The organism is Sphingomonas sp. FG14 (assembly GCF_057809675.1).
The window spans coordinates 622,855-636,036 of sequence record NZ_JBMDKK010000001.1; the positions used below are offsets into that span (position 1 = coordinate 622,855).

Here is a 13,182-nt window from a genome sequence, read left to right on the forward strand (position 1 = left end):
CTCCGAGCGAATATGCCGCGCGAGCCGGACGGGTGGCCGAGTGGTTTAAGGCAGCGGTCTTGAAAACCGCCGTGGGTGCAAGCTCACCGTGGGTTCGAATCCCACCCCGTCCGCCAGTTGGCCCTAAAAATTCAAAGAAATGCGCCATTTTTGATGTGGCCGAATCTTTTTCCCCACCAAAACGCCCACACAATCAATTGTCGACCGAATCCTGTTCAAGCGCATAGTGTGGCTCGTGGGGAGGATGCGATGTCCGAAAAGTATACGTTCGGAAGAATTTCCGATCTTCAGGTTCTCAGGCTCGGCGAGGCGCTGACCAATCTCAGTGACCAAGGAAGAATGCAAGCCTGGGTCGGCGACATCGAAGTGGTGAGGCTAGAGCGACCGGAAGCCAATTCGACCAAACTGAGTGAGAATCTTGCCGCGTCGCTCAACGCCAATTCTTACATTTTGACGCGCATGCACTGGTCAATGGACGTGGCATGGGTCGAGTACCGGCGCGCCCAGCGTTGGGGCACGAACCGCAATGGTAGCGAGATGTGGCTGCCGTCGACGAACGCATTTATCGACAGCTTGGAAATCGAATTTGGAGGCGATCAAACCCATGTCGAAAAGATAGTTCCAATTATTACCAACCTTCTGTCTATGGCTCCGCCCGTGGACGCAGATGATAAGAATGGTAATGAATCTAACAAATCGGCTGCTATCTTAAACCAGATGACGGGCGTTGTAGCCGAACTCGTTCAGCACACCTCCAGTCGGCAATTGGAGCTTGATGCCTACCGTCAGAAGATTGAGAGTGAAAACAGGGCTGCTCTCACTTCGGAAAGGCAGGGGCTTGAGCTAGAAATCGAACAAATGCGCGAGGATTTGCGCAAAAGATATCAAGAGCTTGCAGAGCGCGAAGCTGGACTTGATGATCGCGCCAACACACATGTCCGGCGAGAATTTGCAAAGCAGATGGCCGAATTGTCTGACACGCGCCTAAGCAAAAACCTTTTGCAGCAATCGAACGCTAGCTTCTTTATTCCGCTTGGGTTGGCGGTTATGGCCGCCACAGCCCTCGGCATGCTCGTTCTTTCAGAAATTGATCAAGTGAATGACTTCGTGGGAGGTATCACAAAGATATCTAACGACATTACGATTCGCTCGGATCAAAAGCCCACATTGATTGCGGCGCTAAACTCTCAGATCCTATTCGCTCAGATTCGAGCCGGCCTCCAATCGGTTGGCGCTGCGGCCCTCATTTGGTTCGCACTCCGTTTCGCCTCTGCGCGCTATCGCTCAGTAAGCAACTGGGAGCGCGATTTGCACCGGTTTCGATTGGACACTGAGCGAGCAGGCTTTTTGGTGGAAGGCGATCTAGAAGCCCGCAAGGTGAATGATCAGGGGCTACCGGACGTCCTTTTGCAGAGCTTTTCCAGAGGGCTTTTCAGCAGCGCCGATTCGGAAGCCCATGATAGCGCGGATGGGATGGGCGCGACCCTCAACACCATTCTTGGCCAAGCCGCTAAGCTTCGGATTGGGCCGGATGGTGCGACGGTCGAGGTTGAGGGTAAGGGACTGCGCCGCGCACGGCGAGAATTGGACGAATAGTGCAGCTACCATTCGGTGACAGGTGCGCCGGCTTCGAACCAATTAGTGAACACCCCGACCGATGCCCTAGCCCCGGCCACTACGCCCTAGACGTGGGGTGTTGCGATTTGCGACTCCCCGGCCCCAAAGTAAAGCCCCGGCCGAATGAACGACCGGGGCAAATTCGCAACGATTGGGATTTCAGGTTTTGTCAGGTCGGCGGCACCAGCCGGATCGGTGGCCATGCCCGCCGACTGTACGGCTTGGGATGCGGCTGGCTCTCCCGGTCTCGTTCCAGATGCGCATTTACGGCGGCGGTATAGTTCACCGGCCCGCTGCTCTGGTCCTCCCCATATTGCGGGGCGTCCAGTTCGTCCGCCTCCCAATCGCAATCAGAATCGCCGATCGGGCAACCTGGGCCGTGACCGGTGAGGACATCGGCGGTCAGTCCCTCGTCTTCTGCGTTCCCGGTGTCCAGCTCGTCGCCGTAGGGCTCGTTGTCGGCGTCACCGTCGATCGCGTCGAGCCGATCTATCATCCGCTCAACCGCCCGCTCCAGCGTCGTGCGCGGCAATGATGGCATAGCCATCAACAGCGCCTCAAGCTGGACCGGCGTGGTCGAGAGGCGTTGCACGTCCCGGCGCATCCACGGGCGGCGCTGTGGACCCTTCTCGAGCATCTTGCGGCGCGGATGGGTCATGACCATGCCTCTGGAACACGGGCGAGCCATGCAGCACGCTTCTCTTTGTAAATTGGAGCGGTTCCAACGGTGACGCAGCAGCGCCCGCACGCCTTCACGGACCGAACGAAGTCAGCGCACTGCGTTTTGGTCAAGAACGGAAGCTGCGACCAACGCTCAATTAGATCGAACAAGGCTGCAATCGCCGCGGATTCCGCTTCTCCCGCCCGCTTGAGCTGTTGGCATGAGGCGCCCGAGATGCGGAAATAGCAAAGCTCGGTAGCTGCGGCCTCAGCCCGAAAACGTGCGATCTCGGTCAGGCGGCAGAAATGCCAGTGTTCGTCGCGGGCGCGGCTCCTCACCCTCCGCCGCTCTTCGACCCGCTCAACCTCGGTTAGCGCGTCCTGCGCGATCAGTTTGGAAATGAAGGCGGCGGCCTTGGTTTGACCGTTTATCATCGCGCGACCTCCCCACGCTCAGGGCAACCAGGTAGGGAGCACCGTTCTCCATATTCGGGATGCCAGTTTGATACGCCGCATATCGAGCAAGGACATGACGAGGTTTCGCCGAAGCTCCGGGCCACCAAATAGGCGGCGAGGGCGGCGCCATGGTCGCGGTCGGCGATGATTTGGGCACGTAGCCCATCCAGCTTGTGACAGGCCGCGCGGTCGATCGCACGGAAGCGTGACAGATATAGCCGATCCTGCGCGACCATGGCGATTCCGCCGTTGTCGGACCATGCAGCGAACCAGTCGGCCGGGGTGAAGGTGGGGGCCGAAGCCCCCGACACGATTGCGGGAGCAGGCATGTCAGTTCGCCCCCATTTCGGAGTAGTGCATCTCGTAGGAGATGCCGTTGTGCGTCATCACGTCGCCCGCGAACTGCCGTTCGATGTCTTCGAGTATCGCGACCATGACAGCGCACTTGACGCCGCATTTTCGGCATCCGCGTTCGCAGCCCGGAGTTGGACGAAGAACGCCATGTCGTTCGGTGCCAGCGTCGATCGCGGCACGATGCTCGCGAACGGCGCGACGGGCGTTGTTGAGATCGGCGATGGTGTAAGGAGTGGCCATATCAGCGCCTCCCCGCCAGCAGCCGACGTGCATCGGCCAGGACGCTCTCAGCATGATCATCCTGGAGAGAGTCGCAGGCGATCTCGATCTTGACGAGCAGCGCCGCCGTGTGCGGCGCCGGAACCTGCATCAGCTCAGATCGTGCCGCCAGGAAGCTCGGCGCGGCCTCGTAGATCGCCGCCGATATCTCCGCTGCCCGGTACTTCTTTTGGATCCGCGCGACCTCGTCGCGATCGATGATGAACTGATCAGCCTCGACCTCGATGTTGATCGCGTCACCCGTGCGATCGACATAGGCGCGCAGCTTTTCGATCGCCTTCGCTCGATCGTCATCGGTTCGCAGCCGATAGACATCGTAATGAGTGGCGTTTCGATCCGGCGTTTCAGCCGTGATCCGTGCGTCCGAAATGGTCTGCTGATCGTAAAGCGCGCTGAACGCGTCGTTGATCGGCTTGAACTTCGCGCAGGCGGTATCCCATTGGCTGGTGTCCGCCGCCGCAATCGCGGGCGCGGCAATTGCGATCGGCGCCAGCGCGATTGCGCCAAGAACGGTGCGTCGGTTGGAATTAATGGTTAGCGCGCTTTGATCGGACGCGCGCAAGGGTGTAGTGCCAGCCATAGCTGTGCCCTCCTCAACAGGGTTGCAGTCAGACCGGCTGTGGGAAGGTAGTAGCTCCCCGGCCGGTCGCCCGATCATCGATCGAACTGGCGCAACTTGTGCCACATTAACCACGGTGTCAACTCAAGTTGTGCCAGTGGCGCAATTGGGTTAACGTGCCCATATGGCAGACAGCAAGAGCCCTAAGGACCAGCGTATTCCCGTCATGATGACCGCGGATGAGGTAAAGGCGATCGACGACTGGCGATTTGCGAACAGGGTTAGTTCGCGAGGTGAGGCAATCAGGCAGTTGATCCGGGCGGGGCTTTCTAAGGCATAACGAAAGGCCGTCTAATGAGCGTTTCCGACGAGAGGGGTGAAGTTTCCGACGAAGGCGATATGCTGATCGCCTTGCAGGGGCGCATCGTCGCACTGGAGCGGATCATAGTCGGGCTGATGGCCCAAGCAGGCGCGCAAATGGCCGAAGATCCAGAAGAAGGTGTGGAGATGATGCGGCGGGCGCTCTTCGCCAGCCAGCAGAACGCAACGCGCGACATTGGCGACTATGTCGACGCTGTGTGGTCGGAGGCCGTCAAGGCCATGGAGAACAATTTCGCCAATGCTGCGAAACGCGCGCGTCGGGGGGCGTAGCGTCGAGAAATGCCCCCGGGGCAGCATGTCTTTCGACCCGCGACCGCTCCACGTCCAAGACACCGGGGCGCTGTCGGGCGATATAGCGGCTTTCCGACAAAGCACCAATAGCCCACCCTTCCCCGTCAGCCACCGACCGTGCTAGCCTCCCTATAAATGGGGGGTAGCCATGAAAACAATCGGTTGGCTTATGTGGAGCGCAGGGTTCTTGTTGGCCCTGTGGGCGATGTTCGCCTTCGACCCGTCTGTGCCGAGCTATTCGACCGCCAGCGGACTTCCCGAGCGGATCGTCAATCTTCAACTCCAACAACTCCAGTTGCTGATCGCTCAGGCCGGAATGGCGATGTTCATCGCCGGCGTGATTGCGCACTGTGCAGGAAACCTTGCGGAGACGCTTGGCGCCCCCTCACCCGCCGAAATCGCCAGCGCGATCTATTCCAGCCAGGTTACGGAGGATGCGCCGCCAGCGGAAGCGAGCGTTGCCGAACCGGCTGGGTCCGGCGAGGACGATGATACCCTTATGGTGCGCCACGGCATTTCGCGGGATGGCGAAGAATACGTCTATGCCGGTCATCGCTACAGCAGGCTTTCCGATGCCGTCGCCCATGCGCAGAAGCAGCGAGATGGGTGGTCACAATAGTGGGAAAAGATATGTGTGAAACGCGTATGCCCTCTGAAATCCGCCACTGATCGCCCATCATCGGCGGATGTTATGTCCGTCATCGCGGTCATGATGCATCGGTATCGGGCCGGATCAGTTCGCCAACGCGATCCTCCGGCCATGTGTGCAAGGTCTTGATCGAATATCCGCGCTTGCCCACGCGCAGTAGCTGGACGCCCCCGCCGGAGCGGTGCGCAACTGCCGCGCCTTCCACCGGAGACCATCTGAGCCGCGCGCGCTGCAAGGCAACCATATCGACGCCATCGCGTTCGACGTCGAATTGCGCCGGGTCGTTGAGGTTGGGCCACCGCTCGCGAACCTCCTCCGGCGATATGCCCCCCGGGCCCCCGCCTGAGACGTGCGAATTGATGGTGGCCACGGACATCGGGGGAATGAACGCCCCGAATATCGAGCCATCCGAATCTATGATCGCAAGCACGGGCTCGGCATCCTGCTTGGACCACATCGCCATGAAAATAGCGCAGACGAAGCTGTTGAAGCCGGTTGCGGCCGCCTCGGCGACGAGTGCGGCCATTACCCGGGGCAGGCATGCAAGCATCGCGCGCGCATTGCGCGGCGCGTGCAACGATATCTGATAGAGGATCGCGTGCGGATCGGCATTCCCCATCGCCGCCATGCCCCACGGGAAATCATGACCGACGACAAACTTGCTATCGACGGCGAGCAATTCGCCGGTCGCCTGATCGGTCGCCGCCATATCGGTTATCAGGTACGCGCATCGGCCCTGCCGAACGGCGTTTATGACTGTCATGGCGAACTCCCCGTCGGATGAGTTTTCGTCAGATCAAGTGTGGCGGCGGGGGTCGGAGCCCACGCCATGATCTTCATACCGAGCGCCGTGATGGTGGGCTGCATTGTGACAGCGCCGAAAACTGCGACCGCGATTCCCACGACCGTCCCGACGGTGCGAATTGCTTTTGCCATCAGGTACCCTTTCGCGCGCGAAAATAGCTTGTCGTATTTTGCATTCTCAGTCTCCTACCGGGGGATGCGGCACCCCGCCCTCCTAATCTGCCTCCACGATCCTGAGGTGGCTGCGTCCGACACTCTTCCCGGATGCGAGCGCTTCGGAGCCGCCCCGCAGGCACGAGGCCATGTCCCGGAGCTTGCTGCGGACTTGCGGATCGGAGGGGATGTTCTCCAGACCGGCTGCCATCTCCTCGAAGCTCATGATATCCGAGCCGTGGATTATCCCCGCCAGGTACATGGCCAGCATGCGCTGAGCCACCAACTCCGAGTGGATGTTCAGCAACACCTCTTCCATCGATAATTGACCGCTCACCCTGGAAGTCTCCTACTTGCCCTCTTGAATATCTGGCGCTGCGCTTCTCCGACACTGGCGACGCCGGACGCCGTGGTTGCCTGCATGATGGTATTGTTCACTTGAGCGAGAAGCTGCGGCGTGGTGATTCCTCCGCGGGCGTCGAGGGTGAAGTTCTGGATGATCGTCGTGGAGCGCCCCTGCGCAGCAATCTGATGGTTCGGGATTACGACGCCCGCCTGGTTCCCCATGCGCAGGATCTCAGGCCCGTTCTCGCCGACGAGATACGATCCACCGGCAGAGACAGGGCCGCCGAAGGCGCGCGCGCCGTCCGAGCCCGAACCCCCGGACGATGCGGCCTTCGTGCCGAGCCCCAGCAGTCCAAAGAGCGCATCGATCACATGCTTCTTCAGTGCCAGTTTGATCAATTCCTGAACGATTGATCCGATGGCGCCCTTGAGGCCAAGGGCCTTCGTGGCGGCGCGGGCAAAGCCGTCTTCAACGCTGCGGAGGCCGCCAACGGCGATTTCTTCCAACTCGCGGTTGATGTCGGCGGCCGTCTTCGGAATGGAACGAAGATAGCTTTGGAGCGGGCCCTCGTATTCGCGGTCCAGCCGTTCGTTATCGCGCGCCTTCAACTCGTCGAGCCGCTTTAGCCGAATGGTCGCCTCGTCGCGCTTTGCCTTGTCGATCGTGCGATCAGCTTCCTGAGCCTGGAGTGCGCGGCGCTCGGCCTCGTAGGCATTGTCCAGCAATTTACGCTCGATCTCATGCCTTTCCTCCCGGCTGTCGGCTAGATCCAGCGACGACCGCAGAATGTCACGTTCGATGCTGGCCGTTGCGTCCGCGCGGACACGATCCTCTTCGGCCGATTGCTTGTCGAATTCGCGAGTGGCGGCCTTCTGGATCGGGCTATCGGTTCGGATGTCACCGTTATCGTCGCGTCCGTAGAGCCGATTAAGCTCGGCCTGGCGGGCCTTTCTTTGCTCGGCGGAATAGTGTTTCTCGGCCTGGATTTCGGCTGAGCGCTGGCGATACTCCTCGTCAAGAAGCTCACCGGTGATCTTCAATCGATCGGCTGCGTTGTCCGCAAGCCCAAGCTCGGCCTGTAGCCGTTCGGTGTGGAGGCGCGACAATTCGCTTTTGAAGCGCTCCTCGATCTCCGCCGCGCTCGGCCCGCTGGCGGGCTTGCTCTTGCTGGGTGGCCTGTCGGTCTTTGGACCGTCCTCGTCTTCTTTGGGCCCATTAAGCCCTTCGGTGACGGCGCCGGCTGCTGCGAGCGTCGCCGCAGTGGCATCGCGCAAATGGTCTTCGGCGGCGGCCCGCTCATTGCGCGCATACTTTCGCGCCGCAAAGCCAAATGGAAGGCTGAAGGGCATAGTCTCAGCCCAACGCTCATTTTCGCGGGCCGTGATGAACCGATCGCGCGCCTGGTTGAGATTGGCGCGCGCCGCCTGAAGCGTGGCCCACTGAGCGGTAAGGCCCATGGTCTTGAGCGCGGCGGCCAAGCGGTTCGTTCGTTCCTCAAGGTTCTTCGAACGCTCCGCGCCCTTGTCCTGAGACTTGGCCAGCGCCTCATGGGCGATGCGGGCCTTTTTCGCCTCGTCATAGAGGCGTTCGAATCCCCCGGCCATATCACCGGCTGCCTCGCTCAACTCCCTCATCTTATCGCGGGTGTTCTCGGCCTCGGATCCGGCCAGCGCGATTGCAGCGATAATCGCGGTGATCGCGAGGCCCACCGGGCCACCGAAGGCTGCCAGCATTGCCCGACCCGCACCTGCGCTCGCGAAAGAAAGCGCTTCCATCGACGTAGCTGCGCCACCCGCGCGCGCCTGGAGTGCGAAAAGCGCATTGCGCGCTATCGTGCTCGACCCTGCCGCCGCCAGCATGCTCGCGGTGAAACGACCCGCCAGCAATGTCGCGACAACCGCCAGCGCCGTGGCCACGGTATCGATGTTGTCCGCGAGCACCATGATGCCCTGCGAAATTCGCTCGGTCGCACTGAGCGACTGATCGGTCTCGCCGATGTACCGGCCAAGCGCATTGTTCAGGATCGTGAACGAACCGGAAAGCGTGAGCGTCGCTTTGTCGGCCTTTACGATCGCGCTGTCCGCGCCCTTAAGCAATGCCTGCACAAACTCTGTGACCTGGACCTTGCCGGCCTTCACGTCCCGAGTCAGCTTCGCGACCGAGCCGCCCCATTTATCGCTGCCGGCCGCGACAGCCTGCAATAGCGGCCGCGCACCGTCGATCAGGCTGTTATATTCTTCGGCCTGAACGGTCGTGCCGCCGAGCACCTGGGAAAGCTGCAGAAGTGCTCCAGCGGCCTCCGTGGCGGTCTGACCGGAAATCTTCAGGGAAGCTGATACCGCCTCCACGATCTTATACTGCTGTGCCTGGCTCAGGTTCAGTTCTTTGGCGGAGGAGGCGGTGCGTCCGTACAATGTGCCGATCGATTCGAGCTGCACGCCATACTTCTGGGCGATCGCGAATAGATCATTTTGAACGCCGGCGAGGTTGGCGCCCTCAACGCCGGCCACCTTCAGTTGGTTGGTGAAGCGAGTATAGCCATCGGCAAGTTCCATGATCCGGGTGGCGCCGAGATAGGTGCCGAACGCTCCGGCCATCTGCTTGAGCGAACTCGTAATCTGGGAGCTGTTAGCTGCGATAGAGCGCTCTAGGCGATCAGTCTGCCGCTCGATCGCAGTAAGGTTCCTGCCGGCCTCGCGCTGAAGCCTGCTTAGATTGCGCTCGACCTCATCGAACTTGCCCCGAATGACGATATCCAGCTCATCCACGGTCAACGCCATGTCAGCTTCCTCTTGCTTTGAGTGCGCGGCGGATGCCGGCGCTAAGACTGCGGCGGAAGGTCACGACCGCCTTCTTTCGATTGCGCTGGAGCGCTGGGCGCATGAACGGGCGTGCGGCCATTTTCGATGTCCCCAGCTCCAGTTCCAACGAATAAGGCGCAGCCGAAACCACGCGCACTTCACTCCGTGAGGCTTGGATCGTGTTGATGTTGCGCGAGAGAAGGCTTGTGTCTTCGTTTGGCGCTTCACCCGGCCGCGAGGGGACGTGCTGCTTGCCGCTGACGGCGCCCTCTGTGATCGAAAGCGCGGCATCCACTTCGACAAGATGCCCGGCCGCGAACAGGCCCTGGGAAACGGCGCGATCCGCCTCAAGCCTGCTGAGACTGCGAAGGCGCTTGAGTAGCCGCTGAGTGCCCTTAACGGTCATGACGCGCGGATTGCCGCCCGCTGTGGGCGGGATGGTGGGGATGGCGCGAGCGGCTTTGATCGCCACGGCGGAAATGCTTGGGAATGGCTCCACAATCGGAGGACAGGATCTCCGCCATCCTCTTAACCGGACGCCGTGACATCTGGGTTCGCGAGATGGAAGGCGACGACATTCATGCACGCCCGCTGGAGCACAGTGCATCGCTCCTCGTTCACGGTGCCATCACCATTCAAGGGCAGAGCGGCCAGCGCATCGATTTCCACTCGGTTAAACCCGGCCTTGAGCATGGCATAGTGCGTCGCAGACCGAAGCTCGCCTTCCGATTTCAGAAGTTCAGTCACGACGGCACCAAGGGGACCGCAAACTTTGGTGCCGTCGCGACTGCTGCAGGCATCGCCCGCAGGCCCCCCCGGCCCATGACTGCCGGGGCAACGCTCGGATTCTTGATCTTCGGCCATTAGAAATTGACTTGGAAGGCAACCGGCAACCCCGGCTCGTCAGAAGATGGCTCAACCGTAAGGCCGCGCGCGCGAAGAGCCTCCACCTGGTCATCGAACAAGTGGAAAGTGTCGATTTCCTTCGCAAGCCATGAGCTGCCAGTGGCGTGTTCGATCAGGATGCCATTCGGGATGAAGGCGGCGCCGGTTTCGGCGGCTCGCACCTGATAGCGTTTCCGCGAGGCAAGCCTGTCCTGCATCGCCTTTAGCTTCCGCTGCTTTTCGTCGTCGTAAGCTACGGCGCGCTGGCGCTCCGCATCGTCCAAGGCCTTGAGCTGTGCTGAGCGGAGATCGACCGGCCAAGCCATGTTCGGGCCATCCATACTCGGCAGCTTCAGCTTCGTGATGCGGAGAACCGGAGTGCAATTATTCCAAAGTCCATTGCCGCCGTATCCGCGGGCGATCATCTCCGGACTTTGGAGCGCGGCGCCGCCGCCTGGTCGATTGGCGTTGATATGTGGAAGGCGAGCTTCGTGGGCTTCGATCCTGCCAAGAAGGCAGACCAGTTCGGCCAACACGCGAGGGTAAACCTCTGCGATCTCAGCGGCAAGTTCGCTATTCTCCTGCGCGAACGACCGATATTCCGCCGCGCGAGATTGTGCCTGCGCGGTTTCCGTCAGCTCCTTGAATCGATCGCGCAATCGAGCGATCTGACCGTCTAGGCGCTCGATCGTGAAAGATAGGCTGTCAGCAGTAGACCTTGCCTCGCGCGCCTCTGCGGCCAGCGTCATGGGATCGGTGGCTTGTTCGAGTGCCGCCACGCGGAAAGCCTCTGCCTGGCTCCGCTGCTGAACCGCTTCTTCGATAAGCGCTTCGACATCAGCGGCCCTAGGCGTTGACCCCATCATCGCGCGAAAACGTTCATCGAAAGGCTTTGCCATGATCATTCCTTTGTCGGCTCCGAGTGCGGGAGCGTTGAAAACGGTCAGTATCGGTGGTCGCGGGCGTAGTTCCGCATCTCTTCGTTTGAAGTTGTGCCGGATCTCTCCGGCTGCCGCACGGTTGCGGACGTTGATCGCTGCGGCACATGCTGATCCGCGCGCGCGGCGTCGCGGGCGCCAGCGTTGACGGATGCTGCGTGCTCACGCGCCGCCGCTCGGAACGCGTCAGATCGCATCCGTAGCGCTGATATGTGCGCGTCCGCGCGAAACTGGAATGTGGCGTCCTGCCCACTAAGAGCTGCGCTCACGCCCTGTCCGGCAACCGTTTGTATGAACTCGGCTGCGACTTCGGCGGCGGCTTTCTCGATATCGGCTTGAGACATGCTTTTCAGCAGCTCATCAACCCCGATACCTTGCGTCTTCGCTAGTGACGCAAAGCGCGCGCGCAAGGCTTCGTCGATCGTTTTCGGTTCGGGGCCATGCCGCCCCCTATTATCTCCAATGCGGCATTCAGTTCCCGCACGGCCGGCGGCGACAAGGGCGATGTGATTTCCGCGGATTTGGCGCTGTACTGCCTGATAGCGGGTGCCGTCGGGCGCCACGCCATCTTGCCAGAGAAGATCACAGGTATAGCCGGCGCTCAGTTCACGTGCCTGTCCGCTCTCGTATGCAGACACGGCGGACCCATCGGCTAGCATCAGAGGAATTTCGATGTACTCACCATCACGGGCAACGCGCCCTTCGGTGTAGCCTACCGACAACTTGGACCAGTTCTGCGCCGAAACAGGCTGGCTCGGATGATCGAGCGTGATAGCCTTGTGGGCGAAGCTGGCCATGGCAGCCTCGTCAAACACCTGGCCTGGATCTCGATAGACATTGACGGTTTTGAGGTCAGGCCGCCCGACCTCATATCCCGCGTAGGTGTAGATGCCAGATCGGGCAAAGCGGGCGGTGGCGGCAAGTCGACCATCAGCGAGGCGGCGGACCTTTGTAAGCGGGGCTCGGTCCTGAAGCGTGATTTTCATTGCCTGCCTCTTGGTCGGCTCCGAGTGCGGGAGCGGATTGGGCAATGATTATTCGCCATCGGCCGGTTCAGTTACCGCCATCAGTTCCAGGTCAACGGCCTAAGTTTAACTTAGCCAGTGCCGGCGATCTGCGCGCCTGCGCGCAGCAACCTACGCCGCTCGCTCTCCTGAACCGATACAACGCCCTGATAGGGTCGGACGGGGCGAGCCCTTTCAAGCATTTCCCCCCGCTCTTGGAGCGCGGGCAGAACGTCAACCCAGCCTTGGAGGATCGCCAAAGCCACAAGTCGCGCCTGGGATGGGTTGCCCGCGATGTGCCTGGCAATGAACGCCTCTCGATCATCGGTGAGAAGCCTCCGGGCGCCGTCCCAAGAATCAACGATGCCGGCTAGAAATGCTCTGCGGACGATATCAACCGGATCTATGCCCGGCATTTCCGAATGATCGTCATTGAATTGGGCCAAGCCGATCGCCCTGAAGATCTCACTCAGCGTCCGGCCGGTTCCGAACTCCAGCGCCGCAATCCACTCCGGTCTGAGATAAAACTGATATTGCCCCTCGGGAAACTCGATTGCCGGATGTAGGCTGGGAGCCTCGCGGCGGAGGGTACGTCCGCCAGTAGGCTTTGATTTCTGCTGATTATTAGCCATTGCTTCGCCTTCCTTTGATCGCATCCCCACTGTTAGGCCCACCAGGCGATGCCATGCGTTCCCTGGGTGGTGTCACGATCTGCCTGTTGGTGTACCGACGCGAACGCCGTTGCGGGCGGGGTTGGAATCCCGAAATTTCGGAACGGGCATGACGCAACTCATCACCGCCTGCCTCTTCGATCCAGCGCGCGATCGTCCGTGCATGGGCATGATAGTGCCACTCTATCCCCTCCCATCCGAGTTCAATGAACCTTTCCCGAAAATCCAACGGTAGGGGCCGAATGGGCTTGAGCATGCCGTAACTGGGGTTCCGCTTAGGCATAAGCGCCCCACGTGCTGAATGTTGAGAACAATGCACCGCGACTGACGATGT

General features: G+C 60.7%; 15 protein-coding genes and 1 tRNA gene. 5 read left to right on the forward strand and 11 right to left on the reverse strand.

Features of this window, described 5'->3' with window-relative positions:
* Positions 1 to 26: 26 nt before the first annotated feature.
* Positions 27 to 116, forward strand: a tRNA-Ser gene (locus ACODTA_RS02850).
* Positions 117 to 249: 133 nt separating this feature from the next.
* Positions 250 to 1,596, forward strand: a complete 1,347-nt coding sequence (locus ACODTA_RS02855; protein WP_489064294.1) for a hypothetical protein — start codon at positions 250 to 252, stop codon at positions 1,594 to 1,596.
* A 190-nt stretch (positions 1,597 to 1,786) separates the two neighbouring features.
* Here the strand turns inward: ACODTA_RS02855 and ACODTA_RS02860 are convergent, their stop codons facing one another.
* From ACODTA_RS02860 to ACODTA_RS02875, 4 genes are all read right to left on the reverse strand, one after another.
* A complete protein-coding gene (locus ACODTA_RS02860) occupies positions 1,787 to 2,275 on the reverse strand; it encodes a hypothetical protein (protein WP_489064295.1) in 489 nt (162 codons plus the stop codon).
* Positions 2,272 to 2,712, reverse strand: a complete 441-nt coding sequence (locus ACODTA_RS02865; protein WP_489064296.1) for a hypothetical protein — start codon at positions 2,710 to 2,712, stop codon at positions 2,272 to 2,274. Before ACODTA_RS02865 ends, ACODTA_RS02860 begins: the two co-directional genes overlap by 4 nt.
* A gap of 351 nt (positions 2,713 to 3,063) precedes the next feature.
* Positions 3,064 to 3,327, reverse strand: coding sequence for a hypothetical protein (locus ACODTA_RS02870; protein WP_489064297.1), 264 nt, complete (start codon positions 3,325 to 3,327; stop codon positions 3,064 to 3,066).
* Position 3,328: 1 nt separating this feature from the next.
* Entirely contained in the window at positions 3,329 to 4,024 is a 696-nt protein-coding gene (locus ACODTA_RS02875; protein ID WP_489064298.1) for a hypothetical protein, read from the reverse strand.
* Positions 4,025 to 4,279: 255 nt separating this feature from the next.
* Here ACODTA_RS02875 and ACODTA_RS02880 point away from each other — a divergent pair, with 255 nt between their 5' ends.
* Positions 4,280 to 4,576, forward strand: a complete 297-nt coding sequence (locus ACODTA_RS02880) for a hypothetical protein (RefSeq protein ID WP_489064299.1) — start codon at positions 4,280 to 4,282, stop codon at positions 4,574 to 4,576.
* 169 nt (positions 4,577 to 4,745) lie between these two features.
* Complete coding sequence (locus ACODTA_RS02885; RefSeq protein WP_489064300.1) at positions 4,746 to 5,216, forward strand: hypothetical protein; 471 nt, start codon at positions 4,746 to 4,748, stop codon at positions 5,214 to 5,216.
* Positions 5,217 to 5,304: 88 nt separating this feature from the next.
* On the opposite strand, the gene ACODTA_RS02890 is transcribed toward ACODTA_RS02885, so the two are convergent.
* The 4 genes from ACODTA_RS02890 to ACODTA_RS02905 form a co-directional block, all read right to left on the reverse strand.
* Positions 5,305 to 5,955: a hypothetical protein gene (locus tag ACODTA_RS02890; RefSeq protein WP_489064301.1), complete on the reverse strand. Its 651-nt coding sequence runs from the start codon at positions 5,953 to 5,955 to the stop codon at positions 5,305 to 5,307.
* Positions 5,956 to 6,264: 309 nt separating this feature from the next.
* Entirely contained in the window at positions 6,265 to 6,540 is a 276-nt protein-coding gene (locus tag ACODTA_RS02895) for a hypothetical protein (RefSeq protein WP_489064302.1), read from the reverse strand.
* The gene (locus ACODTA_RS02900; protein ID WP_489064303.1) at positions 6,537 to 9,329 is read right to left on the reverse strand and encodes a tape measure protein; all 2,793 of its coding nucleotides are present in this window, start codon (positions 9,327 to 9,329) and stop codon (positions 6,537 to 6,539) included. Before ACODTA_RS02900 ends, ACODTA_RS02895 begins: the two co-directional genes overlap by 4 nt.
* A 1-nt stretch (position 9,330) precedes the next feature.
* Entirely contained in the window at positions 9,331 to 9,822 is a 492-nt protein-coding gene (locus ACODTA_RS02905) for an HK97-gp10 family putative phage morphogenesis protein (RefSeq protein WP_489064304.1), read from the reverse strand.
* 17 nt (positions 9,823 to 9,839) lie between these two features.
* On the opposite strand from ACODTA_RS02905, the gene ACODTA_RS02910 reads away from it, so the two are divergent.
* Positions 9,840 to 10,217 carry a hypothetical protein gene (locus tag ACODTA_RS02910; protein WP_489064305.1) on the forward strand — a complete coding sequence of 126 codons (378 nt, stop codon included), beginning with the start codon at positions 9,840 to 9,842 and terminating at the stop codon, positions 10,215 to 10,217.
* On the opposite strand, the gene ACODTA_RS02915 is transcribed toward ACODTA_RS02910, so the two are convergent.
* The 3 genes from ACODTA_RS02915 to ACODTA_RS02925 all read right to left on the reverse strand — a co-directional run bounded on the left by ACODTA_RS02915 (position 10,214) and on the right by ACODTA_RS02925 (position 12,809).
* Positions 10,214 to 11,134 carry a hypothetical protein gene (locus tag ACODTA_RS02915; protein ID WP_489064306.1) on the reverse strand — a complete coding sequence of 307 codons (921 nt, stop codon included), beginning with the start codon at positions 11,132 to 11,134 and terminating at the stop codon, positions 10,214 to 10,216. The two genes, ACODTA_RS02910 and ACODTA_RS02915, sit on opposite strands and share 4 nt — an antisense overlap.
* 44 nt (positions 11,135 to 11,178) lie before the next feature.
* On the reverse strand, positions 11,179 to 12,159 hold the full coding sequence (locus tag ACODTA_RS02920) for a DUF2213 domain-containing protein (protein ID WP_489064307.1): 981 nt from the start codon (positions 12,157 to 12,159) through the stop codon (positions 11,179 to 11,181).
* Between the two features lie 110 nt (positions 12,160 to 12,269).
* On the reverse strand, positions 12,270 to 12,809 hold the full coding sequence (locus tag ACODTA_RS02925) for a hypothetical protein (RefSeq protein WP_489064308.1): 540 nt from the start codon (positions 12,807 to 12,809) through the stop codon (positions 12,270 to 12,272).
* Positions 12,810 to 13,182 lie beyond the last annotated feature (373 nt).